16 protein-coding genes are annotated in these 19613 nt (G+C 72.7%); 8 read left to right on the top strand and 8 right to left on the bottom strand.

The window, feature by feature from the left end; all coding sequences use genetic code 11:
- Positions 1-7 precede the first annotated feature (7 nt).
- Genes ACLJN9_RS10840 through ACLJN9_RS10830 form a run of 3 tightly spaced genes read right to left on the bottom strand, consistent with a single transcriptional unit; the run spans position 8 to position 4204 of the window.
- Complete coding sequence (locus tag ACLJN9_RS10840; protein WP_007072219.1) at positions 8-676, bottom strand: response regulator transcription factor; 669 nt, start codon at positions 674-676, stop codon at positions 8-10.
- 7 nt (positions 677-683) lie between these two features.
- Positions 684-2375, bottom strand: coding sequence for a GAF domain-containing sensor histidine kinase (locus ACLJN9_RS10835; RefSeq protein ID WP_410811030.1), 1692 nt, complete (start codon positions 2373-2375; stop codon positions 684-686).
- 14 nt (positions 2376-2389) lie between these two features.
- The gene (locus ACLJN9_RS10830; protein ID WP_410811028.1) at positions 2390-4204 is read right to left on the bottom strand and encodes an AMP-dependent synthetase/ligase; all 1815 of its coding nucleotides are present in this window, start codon (positions 4202-4204) and stop codon (positions 2390-2392) included.
- 161 nt (positions 4205-4365) lie between these two features.
- Between ACLJN9_RS10830 and ACLJN9_RS10825 the strand changes: the two genes are divergently transcribed.
- The 6 genes from ACLJN9_RS10825 (at position 4366) to ACLJN9_RS10800 (ending at position 9816) form a co-directional block, all read left to right on the top strand.
- A complete protein-coding gene (locus ACLJN9_RS10825; RefSeq protein WP_410811027.1) occupies positions 4366-4821 on the top strand; it encodes an SRPBCC family protein in 456 nt (151 codons plus the stop codon).
- Positions 4822-4852: 31 nt separating this feature from the next.
- On the top strand, positions 4853-5521 hold the full coding sequence (locus ACLJN9_RS10820; protein WP_410811026.1) for a hypothetical protein: 669 nt from the start codon (positions 4853-4855) through the stop codon (positions 5519-5521).
- Between the two features lie 78 nt (positions 5522-5599).
- Entirely contained in the window at positions 5600-6547 is a 948-nt protein-coding gene (locus tag ACLJN9_RS10815; RefSeq protein ID WP_410811024.1) for an ROK family glucokinase, read from the top strand.
- An 11-nt stretch (positions 6548-6558) separates the two neighbouring features.
- Positions 6559-7263 (top strand): endonuclease/exonuclease/phosphatase family protein, encoded by a 705-nt coding sequence (locus ACLJN9_RS10810; protein ID WP_410811023.1) that lies wholly within the window; start codon positions 6559-6561, stop codon positions 7261-7263.
- 113 nt (positions 7264-7376) lie between these two features.
- Positions 7377-8783 carry a flavin-containing monooxygenase gene (locus ACLJN9_RS10805; RefSeq protein WP_410811021.1) on the top strand — a complete coding sequence of 469 codons (1407 nt, stop codon included), beginning with the start codon at positions 7377-7379 and terminating at the stop codon, positions 8781-8783.
- 238 nt (positions 8784-9021) lie between these two features.
- Entirely contained in the window at positions 9022-9816 is a 795-nt protein-coding gene (locus tag ACLJN9_RS10800; protein WP_410811441.1) for an alpha/beta hydrolase, read from the top strand.
- A gap of 18 nt (positions 9817-9834) precedes the next feature.
- Here ACLJN9_RS10800 and ACLJN9_RS10795 read toward each other — a convergent pair whose 3' ends face one another.
- A complete protein-coding gene (locus ACLJN9_RS10795; RefSeq protein WP_410811020.1) occupies positions 9835-11322 on the bottom strand; it encodes a trehalose-6-phosphate synthase in 1488 nt (495 codons plus the stop codon).
- Between the two features lie 173 nt (positions 11323-11495).
- On the bottom strand, positions 11496-12338 hold the full coding sequence (locus ACLJN9_RS10790; RefSeq protein ID WP_410811019.1) for a DUF308 domain-containing protein: 843 nt from the start codon (positions 12336-12338) through the stop codon (positions 11496-11498).
- 455 nt (positions 12339-12793) lie between these two features.
- On the opposite strand from ACLJN9_RS10790, the gene ACLJN9_RS10785 reads away from it, so the two are divergent.
- Positions 12794-13486 carry a lysophospholipid acyltransferase family protein gene (locus tag ACLJN9_RS10785; protein WP_410811018.1) on the top strand — a complete coding sequence of 231 codons (693 nt, stop codon included), beginning with the start codon at positions 12794-12796 and terminating at the stop codon, positions 13484-13486.
- A 15-nt stretch (positions 13487-13501) separates the two neighbouring features.
- Here ACLJN9_RS10785 and ACLJN9_RS10780 read toward each other — a convergent pair whose 3' ends face one another.
- Positions 13502-14572, bottom strand: coding sequence for a MerR family transcriptional regulator (locus ACLJN9_RS10780; protein WP_410811017.1), 1071 nt, complete (start codon positions 14570-14572; stop codon positions 13502-13504).
- 119 nt (positions 14573-14691) lie between these two features.
- Positions 14692-18261: an ATP-binding protein gene (locus ACLJN9_RS10775; RefSeq protein WP_410811015.1), complete on the bottom strand. Its 3570-nt coding sequence runs from the start codon at positions 18259-18261 to the stop codon at positions 14692-14694.
- 163 nt (positions 18262-18424) lie between these two features.
- Here ACLJN9_RS10775 and ACLJN9_RS10770 point away from each other — a divergent pair, with 163 nt between their 5' ends.
- The gene (locus ACLJN9_RS10770) at positions 18425-18622 is read left to right on the top strand and encodes a hypothetical protein (RefSeq protein WP_410811013.1); all 198 of its coding nucleotides are present in this window, start codon (positions 18425-18427) and stop codon (positions 18620-18622) included.
- Between the two features lie 95 nt (positions 18623-18717).
- Here ACLJN9_RS10770 and ACLJN9_RS10765 read toward each other — a convergent pair whose 3' ends face one another.
- Entirely contained in the window at positions 18718-19410 is a 693-nt protein-coding gene (locus tag ACLJN9_RS10765; protein WP_007463121.1) for a Crp/Fnr family transcriptional regulator, read from the bottom strand.
- Between the last annotated feature and the right edge of the window lie 203 nt (positions 19411-19613).

Raw genomic sequence — 19613 nt, 5'->3', positions numbered from 1 at the left:
GCGCAGGTCAGAACTTCGGGGCGTCCGGTGCCTCGAGCAGGCCGAGCCGCAGCGCGGTCATCAGCGCCTGCGCGCGGTTGGCCGCACCGAGCTTCTCGTAGAGCTTGGAGATGTGCGTCTTGGCCGTGGACTCGCTGACGAAGAGCTGCTTGGCGATGCCGGCCACGCTCATCCCGTCGGCCAGCAACCGCAGCACCTGACCCTCGCGGGGGGAGAGCTGCGGCCCGGACGGGGCGAGCCGACGCTTCATCGCCTCGGCCAGGTCGGCCGCCGTGAACGCGCTGGGGGAGGAGGCGGCGTGCCGGGCGGCGGCCACCACCTCGTCGGCCGGAGCGGTCTTCGGCACGAAGGCGCTCGCGCCGGCCTCCAGAGCGCCGAAGAGCTGGTCGTCGCCCGCGTACATGGTCAACACCACGATGCCCATCGACGCGCTGGACTTGCGCAGGGCGCGCGTGGCTTCCAGGCCGCTGCCGTCGGGCAGCCGCAGATCCATGATCACCACGTCCGGCTGCAGGGCGCCCGCCTGACGTACCCCCTCCGCCGCGGTGGCGGCCTCACCGACGACCTCGAACTGGCGGTCACGCTCGAAGGCGTGCCGCAGACCCTTGCGAATCAGGTCGTGATCGTCGACAAGGAGGACCTTGGTGCGGGTGGCCGGTGTCGGACTTGTGGTCATCCTCGGGTTACTCCCCTTCTGGTGCTGCGCTGTCGCGCACGTTATCTCGCCGGGACGAGGTGCCGAGAACCACCGCCACGGTCGTGCCGCTCGGTTGCCGCGGCCTGATCTCCAACCGGCCCCGGATACGTTCCGCCCTCTCGGCCATGATCGCAAGACCGTACCGCCCGTCGGGGCGCTGGTCAGCCATCCCCTGACCGTCATCCGACACTTCAATTTGCGCGTACGGGGGGTCCACCTCGCACGTGACCCAGAGGTTCGAGGCTCCGGCGTGCTTGCGCGCGTTGGTCACCGCCTCCTGCGCGATGCGCAGCAACTCGGCCTCGGTGGCGGCCGGAAGCCGCGCGGTGGACTCGTCCAGCGACAGGTGCACCCGCAGCCCGCCGGACGCTCCCACGGTCCGCGCGTACTCCGCGATCGCCGCCGCCAGCCCGCCCTGCCGGTCCACCTCGCTGCGCAGCTCGAACAGGCTCAGCCGCAGCTCCTGGATGACCCGGGTGACCTCGCCGCGCAGCGTCCGCAGCGACTCGGCAGTCTCGTCGGCGTCGTCGAAGACGGTGGCCAGGGCGTTGTCGATGCCGTAGCCGACCATCACCAGCTCCTGCGCCACCCCGTCGTGGATCTCCCGGGCCAGCCGCTGCCGCTCCTCGTTGGTGGCCAGCGAGCGGACCTCGTCGAAGAGCAGCGCCGCCTCCAGCCGCAGCGCGGCCGGACGGGTCAGCGCGGTCACCCGGGACACCACCGGCGGCGGGTACGCGTGCGCGGCGTCCGCCTCCAGCACCATGAGGCCCACCGTGCGGACCCCGGCGACCAGCGGAACGATCAGCGCCGAGACGTCGCCGCCGGCGTGCGAGCGGGACTGCGACCGCGCAGCGGTCTGCGCCTGCTGGCTGGCCCAGGCGTCGGCGATCGCCGAGTCCGCGTCGAGCGTCGTCTCCCAGTCCACCCGCTCCACCCCGACCTGGGCGAGCACCACCAGTCGACCGCCCCCGCTGGCGGAGAGCACCGCGGCGCGGTCGGCCCGGGCCACCGTGCGTACCTCCTCAAGCAGGTGCTCGGAGATGCCACCCGGGTCCAGGGTCGCGCCGGGCAGCTGGCGGGCCACCGTGCGCAGCTGGGTCAGCAGCCGGGTCGCCTCCGCGTACGGCTGGGGCTTGCCCTCGTTGCGGACCGCCATCACCCGGTGCAGCGTGCTGGCCGCGTAGAGGCCCAGCGCGGCCAGGATCAGCCACTGCGCGCAGACCGCCAGGTAGCCCAGCTGGCCGAGCTGACGCCCACCGCCGACCTCGGTCAGCGCGCCACTGACCAGCAGGGTGGCGGCGCTGACCGCGAGCAGGGCGGCACCCTCGGGAAACCTGCGGCGCAGGGCGGTGACGGTCACCGGGACCGCCAGGTAGGGCAGCACGGCCGAGGCGCCGAGCCCGCCGACCGTGCCGCCGATCGAGGCGACCGCGGCCACCTGGCTCGCGGCCAGCCCCAGCACGACGACCTCGGCCACCCGGCTGAGCGGCCCGATCAGCCGGTGCTGGGGGGCCAGCAGGGCGGGCAGACCGGCGACCGCCAGTAGGGCGATCCACCACAGCTGGCTGACGTCGTGGGTGGCGAACAGGGTCAGGACGGCGACCAGCGCGAGCATCACCAGGCGGGCGGCCGCGGCGAGGGGATGCGGGTGCGGTGCGACGGATGTGGATGCGGGCACGTGACGGATGGTAGTCAGCCCCGGTAGATATCGGCGATCTCCGCCGCGTACGTCTTGTGGACGATCTGACGTTTGACCTTGAGTGACGGGGTCAGCTCGCCGGTGGCCTCGGTGAAGTCGCGGGGTAGGACCCGGAACACCTTGATCGCCTCGGCCTTGGAGACGGCCTGGTTCGCGGTGTCGATGGCGGCCTGGATCTCCCTGCGCAGACCCTCGTGCTCGCGCAGCTCCTCGACCCGGGTGTCGGCGGGCAGGTCGGCGCTCTCCAGCCACTTCGGCAGCGCCTCCTCGTCGACGGTGACCAACGCCGCGATGAAGGGCTGTCGGTCGCCGACGACGACGCACTGGCTGATCAACGGGTGCGCGCGGACCAGGTCCTCCAGCACCGCCGGGGCGACGTTCTTGCCGCCGGCGGTGACGATCAGCTCCTTCTTCCGGCCGGTGATGCTGAGGTAGCCGTCGTTGTCGAGATGGCCGAGGTCGCCGGTGCGGAACCAGCAGTCGGAGCTGAGGGCTTCGGCGGTCGCGGACTCGTTGTGCCAGTAGCCCTGAAAGATCAGGTCGCCGGAGAGCAGGATCTCGCCGTCGTCCTCGATGCGCACGGTCACGCCGGGCAGCGGGCGGCCGACGGTGCCGATCCGGGTGCCGGTGGGCAGGTTCGCGGCGGCGGCGGGCGAGGTCTCGGTCAGCCCGTACCCCTCCAGGATCGTCACGCCGATCCCGCGGAAGAAGTGACCGAGCCGAGCGCCGAGCGGCGCGCCGCCGGAGATGGCGTCGCGGCACCGGCCGCCGAGCGCGGCGCGCAGCTTGCGGTAGACGAGCCGGTCGAAAACCGCGTGCTGGGCGCGCAGCGCGAGGCCCGGCCCGCGCGGGGTCTCCAGCGCCTCGCTGTACGCGATGGCGACCTGCTCGGCGCGGGCGAAGATCTCGCCCTTGCCGTCGGCCTCGGCCTTCTGCTTCGCCGCGTTGTAGACCTTCTCGAACACCCGGGGTACGGAGAGCACGAAGGTCGGTTTGAAGTCCTGCAACTCGGCCACAAGGTTCTTGGTGTCGGCGCAGTGCGCCATGGTGGCCCGGGCCTGCACGACGCCGATCTGGATCAGCCGGGCGAAGGCGTGCGCGAGCGGCAGGAAGAGCAGGGTGGCCGCGCCGGCGTTGAACAGGTTCGGCAGCACCGGCACCGCGTTCGCGATGTCGGCGTACATGTTGTGGTGGGTCAGCATGCAGCCCTTGGGCCGGCCGGTGGTGCCGCTGGTGTAGATGATGGTGGCCAGGTCGCCGGAGCGGACCGCCTTGCGTCGCCGCTGCACCTCGCTCAGTTCGACGGCCGCGCCGGTGGTGACCAGCTCGTCGACCGCGCCGTGGTCGATCTGCCAGACCTGGTTGAGGTCGGGCAGCCGGTCCCGGACGCCGGCCACCGTGGCGGCGTGCGCGGCGGTCTCCACCACCACGGCGACCGCGCCGGAGTCGGCGAGGATCCAGGCGGCCTGCTCGGCGCTGGAGGTCTCGTAAATCGGCACGGTGACCGCCCCGGCCGCCCAGATCGCGTAGTCCAGCAGCGTCCACTCGTAGCGGGTCCGGCTCATCAGCGCGACCCGTTCACCCCGCTGGATGCCGGCGGCGATGAGGCCGCGGGCCACCGCCGTCACCTCGTCGCGGAACTGCAGGCAGGTCACCTCGGCCCAGGTGGTGCCGGTGCCGTCGGCGGTCGGGATGGAGCGGGCGAACTGGACGGCGTCCGGCGCGACCTCGGCGTTGTTCCACACCGGGTCGGTGAGGTTGGCCGCCTCGCCGACGGTGACGATCGGCGGAACGGAGAACTCGCGCACCTGCACTCCCTCGTGCTCGCACTGGCCGGACCGGCCGCCACCGTGGGTGTCGGCTCTGTCGAAACCTACCCGGCCGCCGGTTCGGGTGTAGTAGGCAGGATGCCCGGCACGGCGGGGGGCGGCGCGGCGTGCGGGTGTTGCCCGCCGGGTAGCCTCCCCCCATGGCGGACTCCTCCACCCAGTCGATCACCATCGGCGCCGCACCGGACCGGGTGACGGCGGTCATCTGCGACTTCGCGCGCTACCCGGAGTGGACCGAGGCGGTGCGCCACGCCGAGGTGATCGAGGAGTACGAGGACGGCTACGCCAGCCAGGTGCGCTTCACCATCGACGCCGGGGTGATGGCCGACGAGTACGTGCTGGCCTACGAGTACGCCGATGATCTGTCCCGGATCGAGTGGCGCCTGGTCGCCCCCTCGAAGATGCAGAAGAGCCAGCGTGGGTCGTACGACCTGGTGGGTGAACCGGACGGTGGCACCACGGTGACGTACACCCTGGAGGTCGAGCTGTCCGTGGGGATGCTCGGCATGTTTCGGCGCAAAGCCGAGAAGATGATCATGGATGCCGCGTTGAAGCAGCTCAAGCGCCGGGTAGAAGCACCCGGTGCGGCGCAGTGACGCGTCGCGCGGCACGGTAGAGGAGCCGAGGGTGGGCGGAACGGATCCGGGTTCGGCCCGGGAAGAGGCGGAGCGACTGGTCGCCACCCTGCTCGCGGGGGCCCGACTGGCCTCCGCGGGGTCGACGGGCGGCGCGTGGGGCCCGCTGGCCGGGATGGTGACCGGTGTCCTCGGTCACAGTGCGACCCGCGGCGCCCAGTCCACCCCCGGGGGTGGGTTCGCCACCGGTTCGACCGAATGCTGCATCTGCCCGGTCTGCCGCGGCATCGCCGCGTTGCGCGACCCGAGTCCGGAGTTCGCCGAACGTCTGGCCACCGGTGCTGGTGACCTCGCGGCGGGCGTCGCCAGCCTGCTGCGCGCGTTCGCCCCGGCCGAGCCGCCAGCCACCAGCCCACCGGCGCCAGCCCCGACCGCCGACACCGATGCCGGGCAGCCCGCCCCGGCCGACAGGTCCACCGAAGCCGGCAACGATCACGTGTGGCGCGATGCCACCCGTACCGGGCATGATTCTCAGCCGGCGCCGGAGCGGGATGTCTGGTCGGTCGCCACCCGGACGGCGGACCCACCCGCCCCGGCTGCCGCACCACCCGTCGACGAGGCCGGGCCGGTGTCCGCACCGGCACCGACCAGCGCAACGGTGGTGCCCGCTTCGCGGGCCCCCGACGACACCGGCGCGCACGCGCCGGACGACGGCGCCTGAGCGCGGGAGCATCCGCGACCCGGACCGGCGTGCCGCCGGCGCGCGGGCCGGACAGCACAGCAGAGGGGAGCGGCAGCGGTGACGCTGACCATCGGAGTCGACGTCGGTGGCACGAAGGTGGCCGGCGGTGTCGTGGACGACACCGGCGCGGTCCTCGTGCAGAGCCGACGGGACACCCCCGCCGATGACGTCGGCAAGACCCGCGACGTCATCATCGAGCTGGTCGGCGAGTTGGCCGCCGGGCGGACTGTCGAGGCGGTCGGAATCGGCGCGGCCGGCTGGATCGACGCCACCCGCTCGACGGTGCTCTTCGCCCCCAACCTCGCCTGGCGGGACGAGCCGCTGCGCGAGTACGTCAGCGCGGCCGTCGGCCTACCGGTGATCGTGGAGAACGACGCCAACGTGGCCGCCTGGGCCGAGTTCCGCTACGGCGCCGCCCGGGCCGCCGACGACTCGATGGTCATGTTCACCATCGGCACCGGCGTCGGCGGCGGCATCGTGCTCGGCGGTGAGCTGATGCGGGGAGCACACGGCGTCGCCGCGGAGCTGGGCCACATGCTGGCCGTGCCGGACGGGCACCAGTGCGGCTGCGGGCGGCTGGGCTGCATCGAGCAGTACGCCAGCGGTAGCGCCCTGGTCCGCTTCGCCCGGGCCGGCGCTCGGCAGGAGCCGCACCGGGCCACCGCACTGCTGGACCTGGCCGGCGGGGAGGCCGAGGCGATCACCGGCCCGATGGTGACCGCCGCCGCGCAGGGCGGCGACCCGATCTCCGCCGAGGCGTTCGCGCAGATCGGCCGCTGGCTGGGCACCAGCCTCGCCGACATGGCGCAGATCCTCGATCCGCAGACCCTGGTGGTCGGCGGCGGCGTGATCGACGCCGGGGACCTGCTGCTCGGCCCGACCCGCCGCTCGTACCTCGACGCGCTCGCCCAGCGGGGACGGCTGCCGGTGGCCGAGGTGCTCCCGGCCGAGCTGGGCAACAGCGCCGGCGTGATCGGCGCCGCTGACCTGGCCCGACGGCTCTGAGGCGGGCCGGAATGGGTCAGGGTGCCGGCGTGCCGCTGCGCGTGATCTCGTACAACATCCACAGCCAGCGCGACGACACCGCCGCGTTGGCGGCCGTGGTCCGGGCCGTGTCACCGGACGTGGTGATCGTGCAGGAGGGCCCGCGTCGGTTCCGCTGGCGGCAGAAGTCCGCCACGCTGGCCGAGTCGTTCGGCCTGGTGGTGGTCGCCGGTGGTCTGCCCGCGCTGGGAAACCTGCTGCTGACCAGTCTGCGCGTCCAGGTCCTCGGCACCCGCTGCCAGCGTTTCCCGCTCACCCCGGGCCGGCATCTGCGCGGCGCCGCGTACGCCGACTGCCGGGTCGGCGACGCCCGGTTCACCCTCGCCGGTTCCCACCTGTCCACCGATCCGGCCGAGCGTCCCGCGCAGGCCGCCGAGTTCAAGCGTGGCCTGGACGCCGCGAGTGGCCCGGTACTGGCGGGGGCCGACCTCAACGAGGGCCCGGACGGCCCGGCCTGGGCCACCGTGGCGCGCGGGCTGACCGATGCCGCGGTGGCGGCCGACCGGGCGGACCGCCTCACCTACTCCTGCGCCGACCCGCGCCGCCGCATCGACGCGCTCTTCGTCGACGAGCGGATCACCGTGGTCGACTACGACGTGGTGGACACCCCGCAGACCAGGCGGGCCAGCGACCACTTCCCGGTCCTGGTCGACCTGCTGCTGCCCACCACCGACTGACCCCCACCGGCGCGAACCGTCGATCCGGCCCGCGCCGGGGCTGGACATCCGGCTCCGTTGTGGAGAGGATTTCGCGCGACCGGCACGCGTGCCGCACAAAAGGAGATGTTCCGGTGTCCACCTCCACCGACCATGGCCGGCCCGACCCGGAGGCGACCTCGTCGGCGCCGAGCCGTGACGGCCGCCCGGTCTCCGACCGGGGCGACACGGTCTGCGTCATCGGGGCCGGGGCCAGCGGCCTGACCGCCATCAAGAACCTGCGCGAGCACGGCTTCGCCGTCGACTGCTACGAGCGGGAGACCGGCATCGGCGGCGCCTGGAACTGGCGACACGACCGCAGCCCGGTGTACGCCAGCACCCACCTGCTGTCCTCGAAGCCGTTCACCCAGTTCCCCGACTTCCCGATGCCGGACTCCTGGCCCGACTACCCGCACCACAGCCAGCTGCTCTCGTACTTCGAGCGGTACGCCGACCACTTCGACCTCCGCTCGCACATCTGGTTCGGCACCGAGGTGGTCCGGGTCGAGCCGGCCGCGGGGGACCGCTGGGACGTGACGACCCGCTCCACCGGCGGGTACGGTCCGGAACGCACCTCCCAGTACGCCGCCGTGGTTGTCGCCAACGGCCACAACTGGTCGCCGAAGCTGCCCCGCTACGAGGGGCTGGAGGAGTTCCGCGGCGAGATCATGCACGCCTCGTCCTACAAGGACCCGGCGCAGCTGCGCGGCAAGCGGGTGCTGGTCGTCGGCGCCGGCAACACCGGCTGCGACATCGCCGTCGAGGCCGCCCAGCAGGCGTCACGCTGCTGGCACTCCACCCGGCGTGGCTACTGGTACGCGCCGAAGTACGTGCTCGGCCGCCCCGCCGACCAGGTCAACGACGCGCTCCTGGCGCTGCGGGTGCCGCTGCGGGTGCGCCAGTGGCTCTACCACTGGACGCTGCGGCTGACCGTCGGCGACCTGACCCGCTTCGGCCTGCCCAAACCCGACCACCGGGTGTACGAGACGCACCCGATCGCCAACAGCCAGCTCGTCTACTACGTGGGTCACGGCGCGATCGGCCCGGTGCCGGACATCGCCCGGTTCCACCCGTACGCGGTGGAGCTGGCCGACGGTCGTGAGATCGACCCCGAGCTGATCATCTTCGCCACCGGTTACCTGCCACGCTTCGAGTTCCTCGACGCGTCGGTGTTCGGCGACAGCGCCGGCGTCGGCCGGCCCACGCTGTGGCTCAACGCGTTCACTCCCGGGCACCCGACGCTGGCGGTGGCGGGGCTGGTCCAGCCGGACTCGGGGATGTTCACCCTGTCGCACTGGCAGACGGTGCTCTTCGCCCGGCTGTTGCAGGCTCGCCGGGACCGGCCGGAGCGTGCCGCGGCGTTCGCGCAGCGGGTGCGGGACCGCGCCGGGGAGCGGTACTCGGCGCAGGTCAAGGAGAGCAGCCGGCACTGGTTCGAGGTCGGTCACGCCGACTACCTGCGCGCCGTCGAGCGCGCCCTGCTAGAGCTGGAGGCCAAGTGAGCGCGAGGAGTGAGCTTGCGAGCCCCGCAGTCGCGAACGAAAGGCCGGTCCGGTGAGCGCGAGGAGTGAGCTTGCGAGCCCCGCAGTCGCGAACGAAAGGCCGGTCCGGTGAGCGCGAGGAGTGAGCTTGCGAGCCCCGCAGTCGCGAACGAAAGGTCGGTCCGGTGAGCGCGAGGAGTGAGCTTGCGAGCCCCGCAGTCGCGAACGAGAGGCCGGTCCGGTGAGTCAGTTGCGGATCATGCGGGGGCGGGAGTGGTCCCGTCCGGTTCGGGCGGCCCGGCGTGAGGTGCTCAGTGCCGCTCCCGAGCTGGAGGAGGGACGCCCACCGCTGCTCTTCGTACCCGGCTTCGGGCACGGCGCGTGGGCGTTCGCCGAGCACTGGTTGGGGCACGCGGCGTCGCGGGGGTTCCCGGCGTACGCGGTGAGCCTGCGCGGGCACGGCGGCAGCGAGCCGGCGCCGCAGGCGACGCTGCGCGCGTACGCCCATGATGTGGTCCAGGTGGCGGCGGGCCTGCCGCGCCAGGCGGTGCTGGTGGGGCACGGCGCCGGGGCGCTGGTGGTGGCGCACGCGCTGGCCCGCTACCCGGCCCGGGGCGCGGTGCTGGTGGCGCCGGTCTTCGGCGGCTGGGGAGTGCTCGGCGCCGCGTTGCGCCGTAACCCGGGCGGCACGCTGCCGGCGGTGTTCGGCGGCCCGTTGCGGCTCAGCCGGAGCCAGCTGTTCAGCCGTGAGCTGCCCGACGAGGAGGCCCGGCGGCACGTCGCGCGGCTCGGTCGGGCCGGGCGGCGGGCGCAGTGGTCGCTGCTGGGCGCGCCGGACGCCGAGCCGGCCGTCGGTGCGCCGCCGGTGCTGGTGTTGGGCAGCCCGGATGACCGGGTGGTGCCCGCGTCGGCACTGACCGGGGTGGCCCGACGGTTCGGGTCGGCCCCGTTGCTGTTTCCCGGCATGGGGCACGACCTGATGCTGGACGCGCGCTGGGTGGAGCCGATCGACGCCATCCTGGACTGGCTGGAGAAGGAGCCTCCGACGAAGTGAGTGGGCGGGCTTGCGTCGTCAGCCGCCGGTGCGGTGTGTGGCCGGGCTGGCGTGGTGTGTCGGGTGCGGCACCCGGGCGGGCGCGTCGAGGTCGCCATCGGTCAGGCGGCCGACCAGGGCGCCCCTCTCGTCGAGCGCGTTGAGGTAGGAGCGGGCCCAGGCTCGGATGTCGTGCCGGTGCAGATGGGCGCGCATGGCCCGCATCCGCTCGGTGACGTCGGCCGGGCTGGCCCCCAGCGCCGCGCGCAGCCCCTGCTTGAGCCCCTCCAGGTCGTGCGGGTTGACCAGGTACGCCTGGGACAGTTCGGCGGCGGTGCCGGCGAACTCGCTGAGCAGCAGCGCGCCGGAGTCGTCGACGCGGGCGGCCACGTACTCCTTGGCGACGAGGTTCATTCCGTCGCGCAGCGGCGTCACCGCCATCACGTCGGCGACCCGGTAGAGCGCGGCCAGCTCGGCCCGGTCGAAGGGCTGGGTGAGGTAGTGGATGGCCGGCTCACCGACCCGGCCGAACTCGCCGTTGATCCGGCCGACCTCACGTTCGATCCGCTCGCGCAGGATCTGGTACTGGCCGACGCGTTCCCGGCTCGGCATGGCGACCTGCACCAGGACGGTGTCACGGACCGTGACGTCGCCGCTGGCAAGCAGCTCGCTGTACGCCTTGAGCCGCTGCTCGATGCCCTTGGTGTAGTCCATCCGGTCGACGCTGAGGATGACCTGCCGGGGGTCGCCGAGGTCCTGGCGCAGGCGGCGGGCACGGGCGGCCACGTTGGGGCGGGCGGCGAGCGCGGCCATCTCGGCGGTGTCGATGGAGACCGGGAACGCGCCGATGCGCACCACCCGGTCGTCGATTCCGATCCGCCGGTCGGTGGCGGGCAACTCCAGCACCCTGGTGACCAGTTGGGCGAAGTTGTGTGCCGCCTGGGCGCGCTGGAAGCCGACCAGGTCGGCGCCGAGCATGCCGCGCAGCAGTTCGGCCCGACGGGGCAGCTGCATGAACAGCTCCGGCGGTGGAAAAGGGACGTGCAGGAAGAACCCGATGCGCAGGTCCGGCCGTTTGGCCCGGAGCAGGCCGGGGACCAGTTGCAGGTGGTAGTCCTGCACCCAGACCACCCCACCCGGCTCGGCCACCTCGGCGGTCGCCTCGGCGAAGCGCTGGTTGACCCGCTGGTACGCCTCCCACCACCGTCGATGGTGCTGCGGCTGCTCGACGGCGTCGTGGTAGAGCGGCCAGAGGGTGGCGTTGGCGAACCCCTCGTAGTGGTCGCGCAGATCCTCCTGGGTCAGCGCGACGCTGTGCATCCGGACGCCGTCCACGTCCGGCAGGGCGGGGGCCGGGCCGGTGCCGCCGGCCCAGCCGACCCACGTCGCCGGGGTGTGCCGCAGGAGGGGGTGTAGCGCGCTGACCAGCCCTCCGGGGCTGCGTCGCCATTCGCAGGCCCCGTCGGGCGCCACGCTGTCGTCGATGGGAAGGCGGTTGGCCACCACCACGAGGGAACTCTGTCGCATCTCGGGCATTCCGATCAGCAGAGGACTGACCGCCGCGAAGATGGAAAACCGGTCAGTCAGCGAGGGAAGTGACGTACGGCGGTATTCCTACTGACAGTAAGTTACACCACTGTTACGCCCCCGGCGGGGGGCGTCGTCGTCCCGGCATGCGGTCGGCGGTGGGTTCGCGGCGTTCAGACGACCGCGCCGTTGTCCGGGTCGTCATCGTCGTCGTCGCCGGGGCGCAGCCGCCAGATCAACGTGACGAAGCCGGCCAGGATCCCGGTGAAGCCGAACAGGGTGACCGCCGAGCGGTCCACCGGGAGCAACGCCGGGAAGAGGAAGAGCACAAACCCGATGACCACCGCGAGTGCGCCGACCACCGCGTACTTGGAGAACCGGGGCAGCGGCGGCGGTGGGGGCGGGTGGTAACCCTCGTCCTCGTCGTCGTCGGGCAGGTCGGCGCCGAAGGTGTCCAGCCCGTCCAGCAGCGACGGCTGGTCCGGCCGGGTGCCGCGCCCGATCGAGATCCCGGAGATGTCGGTGGCGGACGGTAGCCGGCGAACGTCGGTGGCGGTCGGGCCGGCCTCGTCGGCGCCGGAGCGGGCCAGCGGGCCGGCAGCCGGCTCGTCCCGGTCGTCCACGTCCTCGGCGGCCGGCCACGGGTGCTCGCCGACCGTCGAGGTGCTGTGGAAGCCGGCCACGATCCGTGCCCACTCGGCGTCGATATCCGGCTCGTCGCGAGCCGGTGACTGCTCGGGGGCGGTCTCGTCGGCGAGTTGGGTGAGGTAGTCCCGTGCCGTGGTCAGGTGCGAGCGGTCGACGTAGAGCCGGTCGACCGGGCGGGCCGGAACGGTGGTCGTGCGGGTGACCGGGTTGAGGTCGGCGGAGGGTTGCAGGTAGGCGGCGATCCCCCCGGCGGCCAGCACGTCGAGCAGGTGCTCGCCGACGCGCGGATCGACGTCGCCCACGACGGCGTAGTCGCTCGCGTCGAGCCCGTTGTCCCGCCGTCCCCGGCGGGCCCCACCCGCTGACACCCGGACATCCTCCTTCACGCACCTTCCGGCGCGGCCGCCCAGCCCCCTCGACGTCCGTCCGCACGCCGTGCTCTGAATCGTGACACGTCCGGGGCCGGTTCCGGGAGTGCGTTGTGTCGCGTCTTCCAAAGTCACGGCTACCGCCGCAGGTCCCGGCAGGTGCTCTTTGTCCGTTCTTGCGCTCCGGGTGCTATCTCGGTGACGGCGACTCGACCCGCCGAGCGCCGCCCTGCGGAGCTGCCACCGATCGGGACCGGAGGGGCGCACGGTGCTGCTGGTGGGCACGAGCCAGCGCGGTCGGGACACCTGACGGCGGACCGCGCTGGGGACGGTCGATGCGTCAGCGCCGGGTTCGTCCGTTGTGGTGAGAGCCTGTGCTTCGTAGGCTCGTCGGTGACGGCGGTGTTGCCCGGCACGGGCGTGCTGTCGCGGGCACATCTTGGGAAAGGACGCCGGTGCTCTACTGGCTGTTGAAGCACGTCATCCTCGGTCCGCTGCTCAAGCTGATCTTCCGTCCCCAGGTGGAGGGCCTGCACCACGTGCCGGCGACGGGTCCGGTGATCCTGGCCAGCAACCACCTCTCCTTCTCCGACTCGATCTTCACCCCGTTGATCGTTCCGCGGAAGGTCACCTTCGTGGCCAAGGCCGAGTACTTCACCGGCAAGGGGATCAAGGGCTGGCTGACCAAGATGTTCTTCGTCGGCACCGGCACGATTCCGGTGGACCGCTCCGGCGGTCGGGCTGCCCGCGCCGCACTGGACACCCAGTTGCAGGTGCTGCGCGCCGGGGGAGTGGCCGGCATCTACCCGGAGGGCACCCGGTCGCCGGACGGGCGGCTCTACCGGGGCAAGACCGGGGTGGCCCGGCTCGCCCTGGAGAGCGGCGCGGTGGTGGTGCCGGTGGCGATGCTCAACGCCGACGAGATCCAGCCGCCCGGCAAGCTGATCCCCAGGGTCGACCGGGTGAAGATCCGGTTCGGGGCGCCACTCGACTTCTCCCGCTACGCCGGGCTGGCGGGCGACCGGTTCGTCGAGCGTGCGGTCACCGACGAGATCATGTACGAGTTGATGGAGCTCTCCGGCCGGGAGTACGTCGACATCTACGCGCAGAAGCTCAAGGCGCCCGTGCCCGTGCCGGTGGCCGCCTGACCCGCGGTGCCGCCCCTAGACCGTGACGACGTCGGCGACGACGCAGGCGATGTTGTCCGGTGCCCCTCCGTCGTGGGCGAGCGAGATCAACCGCTGCACGGTCTCGTCGGGATCGGCCGCCCCGCCCAGGGCCGTACGCAGTGCCGCGTGATCCACCACGGCGGACAGGCCGTCGGAGCACAGGAGGTAGCGGTCACCGGCCAGGGCGGTGCGCAGCGCCAGGTCCGCCTCGAGATGGTCCCCGCCGGCGCCCAGTGCCCGTACGAGCAGGGCTCGCTGGGGATGCGCGGCGGCCTCCTGCGGGCCGAGCCTGCCCTGGTCGACCTGCGACTGCACCCAGGTGTGGTCCTGGGTGAGCTGGGACAGCTCACCGCCACGCAGCAGATATGCCCGTGTGTCGCCGACATGCACCAGGGCCAGCTGGGAGCCACGGCGCAGTATCGCGGTCAGGGTGGTGATCGGCTGGTGGTCGTCGGTCGCCGCCCCGCGCACGGTCCGATCGGCCTCGGTGACCGCGTCGGCCAGCTTCCTGAGCAGTTCGGCAGCCGGCACGTCGGCCAGCTCCAACGGCCTGAGCGCGTCGATGGCGGCGGCGCTGGCCGCCGCACCTCCGGGTCCGCGCGCGCCGTCGGCGACCGCCAGCAGGAGATCGCTGGCGTACGTGGCGTCCTCGTTGCTGTCGCGAACGGTTCCGATCTCGCAGCCGGCGGCCCAGTGCAGGCCGAGGGTGGGGCTGGCGTAGGACATGGTGGTTCCCCTTCCGGAGAGGTGCTCGAGGAGGAAGGCGGTGAGGCGTCCGCGGGCCGCCGTGTCGGTCACGATCCGCTGCCAGTACGCGCTGATCGCCTCGGCCGCCGCGGCCGGCTCCAGGGCGCACACGTTCCGGATCTCCGCGAGCGGCATGCCGATGCGGCGTAGCTGGGCGATCAGCCGTGCCTGCTCCAGCTGGTCGGGATCGTAGAGCCGGTAGGCGGAATCGGGGTCGACCGCGGCCGGCTGTAGCAGTCCGAGCTCGTCATACAGGCGCAACGCCTTCGGCGTCAGCCGCGCCGCGCGGGCGAACGCACCGATGGTCAGCAACCTCACGTCGAGATCCTCCTCGTACCGGTCAGGGCGACCGGTACGAACCAGGCTGGAGCCTGCCCATGGGGCAAGGTCAAGGGGGCACGTGGACGGACCGGTCCCGGTGTCCGGTGGGTGACGCCTCAGGAGGCGAGGGAAGCGGCGGCGGTCGGATGACCGGCAAGGGTGAGCAGGCCCGGCGCCCCGTTGCGCGCGGCGAACCTCCGGACGTCGGCCAGCGGGCCCTGGAGGCTGATCCGGTCGCCGGCCCGTTTCATCTCCGCCGCGGCGAAAGCGAGCGCCAGGACCCGGTCCGAGACGTCCGGTACCTGGCCGTAGATGTCACCCGCGGCCAGGTGTAGCTCGGCGGCCCGCCGGTGATCGCCGTCCGCGGCGGCCACCGCGGCGGTCACCGTGTGCAGCGCCGCCTCCGACCAGGGGGTACGGTGCCCGACGCGGTCGAGCATCGTGCGTACCCGCACCGCTGCGTCCCGGCCGGCGAGGCTGGCCGCGTACGCCGCCGCCGCGATCCACTCCCCGCTGGCCAGGGCCGGCACCGCGGACCAGGAGGCGTCCAGCTCACCGATCAGCTCGGCCGCCTCCGTCTCCCTGCCCTGCAACGCCCGGCACAGGGCAGCCATGCCGAGCATCGTCCAGTGCAGCCGGTGGAACCCGCTGCTGCGCGCCGTGTGCAACGCCGCAGTGACGTCGTCGAGGTGCCCGGGACCGGCCGGCCGCCCCGCTGCGGCGTTTCCGGCTGGTGGGACCGGTTGGCCGCGCAGCACCAGCAGGCAGCTGCGGAGCCCCCGCACCTGCATGTCCCAGCTCCCCGTCGGGGTGTCCACGAACGCCTCCGCCGCCGTGAGCAGCCGACCGAAGTCGCCCTCGAACCAGGCGCGCATCGCCTCCGCCGAGTAGCTGGTGGTCAGGGTCTGCCCGCTGGCGGTACGCGCCGGCGCGGCCGACAGCAGGGCGTCGGAGCGCAGCCAGTCACCCTCCTCCCGGACCGCCCACGCGAGGTTCTGCGTGGCCCGGGGCAGCGCCAGCAGTTGACCGACGCGGCTGAACTCGACGATCGCGTGCAGCTCGTCCAGGCCCACCCGGTCGCCGGACTGGTAGCGGGCCGTGGCCGCGGTGATCCGGGCGTTGGTGCGGGTCTCGGTGAGACCCAACCGCTCGGCGATCTCCGCCGCGGTGTCCGCCGCCGCCACGGCCTGGTCCCGCTCGTAGTTGAGCATGTGCAGGCGGCCCAGCTCGGCGTACGCGTCCGCCTTCTGCGGGGTGTCCGACAGCGGCTCGAACAGCTGCACCGCGCGGTCCAGGCAGGCCAACGCGTCGCTCCGGTCGGCGCGCAGCCAGGCGGCCTGACCGAGCAGCGTCCACGCCCGCGCTGCGCACGGGTCGTCGCCGTGCGCCAGCAGCCGGTCGGCGAGCGCGTGCACCTGCTCCGGGCCACCCCCGGAGAGGAACGCGTTGCCGTCCCGGTAGAACGAGATCTCCGTGCTCAGCAGCTCCAACTGGAGGCGGTCCACCGGGTCGCTGTCGTCGGTCAGACCGAGCGCCCGGCCCGCGTGGCTCGCCGCCGCGTCCAGGCCGTGCAGCGCGTACGCCCGCCGGGCCGCCCGGTGCAGCGCCTGCCGTGCGGGCCCCGCGTACCGGCGGACCTGCATGCCGAGTGACCGGGCGATCTCGTGGGCCGCCCAGCGGTGGTGGGCGAGCACCTCGGCGAGGTCGGTGTCACGGCTGTGTGACAGCGCGTCGAGCCAGTCCGCGGCCCGCTCGTGCCGGGCCACCCGCTCGGTACGCGGGAGCCGCTGGTAGCAGACGTCACGCACCAGCACGTGCCGGAACCGGAACTCGGCCTGCCCGGCCATCGTCGACGCCGCCTGCTCGTGGACGAAGTCGCGCTGCTCCAGCCGGCGCAGCGAGCGTTCGACCGACTCGACCGGCTGCCCCAGTGCGGCGGCCACCGCGCCGGGCCAGAACTGCACGCCGACCACCGAGGCGGCCAGTAGGACGGCACGGTCCTTGGCGTCCAGCAGGTCCACCCGGTTGGCGATCACCGCGTGCACGCTCTCCGGCATGGCCAGCTCGAGTTGCTTGTCCAGCGACCAGCCGCGCCCGGACTGGCGCAACGCACCCTGCTCGATCAGCATCCGGACGTACTCGTGGGCGTAGAGCGGGTTGCCGCCGGCCACCTCGATCAGCGGGCTCAGCATGTCGGCGGAGAACGCGGCCTGGCCGAACATGTGCGCGTACAGCGCGGCGATGCCCGTGTCCCGCAGCGGCGGCAGGGTGATGGTCACCGAGCCGGTGATGGTGCCGGCCCAGCTCGGGTCCCGGTCGACCAGCTCGGGACGGGCGGTGCAGAGCAGCAGGAGCGGCACCTCGCGGGCCGCCGCGCCGAGCAGCTCCACGAAACGCAGCATCGCGTCGTCGGCCCAGTGCAGGTCCTCGAAGACCAGCACGGTGGGGCGGCGGGCGGCCAACGCCAGCAGGAAGCGCCGCCACGCCGACTCCGCCTCCTCGGCGGGCAGCGGCGTGCCGGGCAGCCCGACCAGCGGGCACAGGGCGTCCACCACCCGGTCCCGTTCGCCCGGGCCGATCAGCTCACCGACGGCCGACGCCAGCCGCTGTGCCGCGCTGCCGGCCGGATCGGTGTCCAGGATGCCGGCCTCGGACTTGACGATGTCGGCCAGCGCGGCGAACGTGACGTTCTCCCCGAAGGGCGGGCAGCGTCCCGTCCGCCAGGTCAGCGGCTCGTCGACCAGCCGGCCGGTGTGCCGGTGCAGCTCCCGCAGCAGCCGGCTCTTGCCGATACCGGCCCGGCCGAAGATGGTCACCACCTGCGGCAGCCGGTCGCGCAGCGACCGGTGCAGGGCGTTGACCAGCATGCCCAGCTCATGTTCACGGTCGACCAGGGGCGTGGTGTCCGGCTCACGGTCGGTGGGCTGCCGGCGCAGTGGGGACAGGGCGAGCCACACCTCGGTCGGCGCCGACCGGCCGCGCAGGGTGACCGGGGGTTGCTCCTCGTAGCGGATCGCGTCCTTGGTCAGCGCGTGCGTGGTGCCGCACACCAGCACCCCGCCCGGTGGTGCGACCGACTGCATCCGTGAGGCCGTGTTGACCACGTCGCCGGCCACGATTGCCTGCCCGCCGTCGCGGGCGGCGGCCACGTCGACCAGCGCCTCACCGGTGGCCACCCCGACCCGGAACCGCAGCTCGGTGCTGCCGGTGGGCGCGAAACGGGTCAGCACCCGTTGCAGCTCCAGTCCGGCCCGTACGCAGCGCAGCGCGTCGGTCTCGGTGGCGATCGGGGCGCCGAAGAGCGCCATCACCGCGTCGCCGATGTACTTCTCCACCACGCCGCCGTACTGGCCGACGACCCGGCGCGCGGCCGAGAAGAAGCCGGTCTGCATGCCGCGGACCTGCTCCGGGTCGGTCCGTTCGACGTACGGAGTGAAGTCGATCAGGTCGACGAAGAGCACGCTCACCCGGCGGCGGTCCTCCTGCGGGGTGACCGCGCCCGCCGCGCGGTCCGCGCCCGGGCGGGGTGACCCGCACGAGGTGCAGAAGGTGACGTCCGAGGCGAGCGGACGCAGGCAGTGCGGGCAGACCGCGCCCAGCTCGGCCCCACAGCCACCGCAGAAACGATCGCCGTCAGAGGCCGTACGTCCACAGCGCCCACACTGCGCGGCGATGACATCCTCCACTGGGGTGAAACCGGCGGACGCGCACGGCGTCCCCTGAGTGGAAGTATCACTGTCGACGTGGCTGTCAGGTACCGGGCTGTTGGTTTGTGGACACTCCACCGAGGGGTTGACGCATTAGATTCAGGCGGCCAGATATCGATCAGCGACCAGAGGGGGACAGGTCATGGTGTACGTCAAGTTGGAGAGTGACTGGACCGACGGCAACGGAGTCAACCACTCCGCGGGTGAGTCGGTGGATGTCGACGCCGCCACCCTCGCCAACCTGCAGGCCGAGGGCATCGTCAGCGAGCAGTCCCACGGTAAGGGCAAGGACGGCAAGGGCCCGGACCAGTGGGCCGGGCCGGGCAGCGCCGGAGTCTGACTCAGCGTCGGTGACGCGACGACGCGGCCGGGCCGCCCTCGGGTGGCCCGGCCGCGTCGTGTCCGTATCCGGGGACCCCGCCCGCGCGGGCGCCCTCAGCGGTCGTTCATGCCGGCGCGCCGGCGCAGCGCGGCCACGTCGGTCACCACGATGCGGCGCCCCTCGGTGCGCAGCCAACCCCGGCTGGCGAACGACCCGATGGCCTGGTTGACGCTCTGCCGGGAGCCGCCGGCCATCTCGGCGAGCTGGCTCTGGTTGAGCTCGATCGTGATCATCGGTGCCTGGCTCTCACCGGCGAGCCGGACCAGCGTCTTGGCCACCCGACCCGGCAGGTCGAGGAAGACGTGGTCGGCGTTCTGCTCGGTGAGCCGGCGGATCAGGCCGCCCAGCGAGCGCATCACCGCGTCCAGGATGCGCGGGTTGGAGTGGACGAGTTCCATGAAAGCGCCCCGGGACAGCGCGAGCGCCGCGCAGTCCTCAATGGCCTCGGCCGAGGCCGACCGGGTGGAGGCGTCGAGCAGGGAGACCTCGCCGAGCACGTCCGGTGGACGGATCACCGACAGCACCGCCCGCTCACCGGTGGGTGCGGTGCGGAAGACGGCCACCGCGCCGCGGCGCAACACGATCAGCGACTCGCCCGGGTCGTTCTCCACGAAGAGCAGCTGACCCTTGCGGTAGGTGCGCGGAACGGCGGCGGCGATGACGCGTTGCCGCACCTCGGGCTCCAGCCCGGCGAACATCTCCACACCCGTGAGCGCGTCACCCGGCTCCGGCAGGCGCATCTCCACGGCCCAACCCCTCCCCGGTCATGGACCACAACTCGCTCACCGGGTGAACCTGATGGCCCTGACAAGGTGAACTGACACCGGTTCGGCGTCCGGTAGCGGTACCCATCAGATCATGACGGTCCGGTCGCTTGCTGTACACCCCTCGAAGCACTTCCGTGACCGTCGCGAGCTGGGGCGTACCGCTTTCCCAGGTGCGGATCCAT

The sequence above is a fragment of the Micromonospora sp. 067-2 genome, from assembly GCF_046549295.1.
GTDB lineage: Bacteria > Actinomycetota > Actinomycetes > Mycobacteriales > Micromonosporaceae > Micromonospora.
Note: the sequence above shows the minus strand (reverse complement) of the source record. Positions and strands in the feature narration are given on the sequence as shown.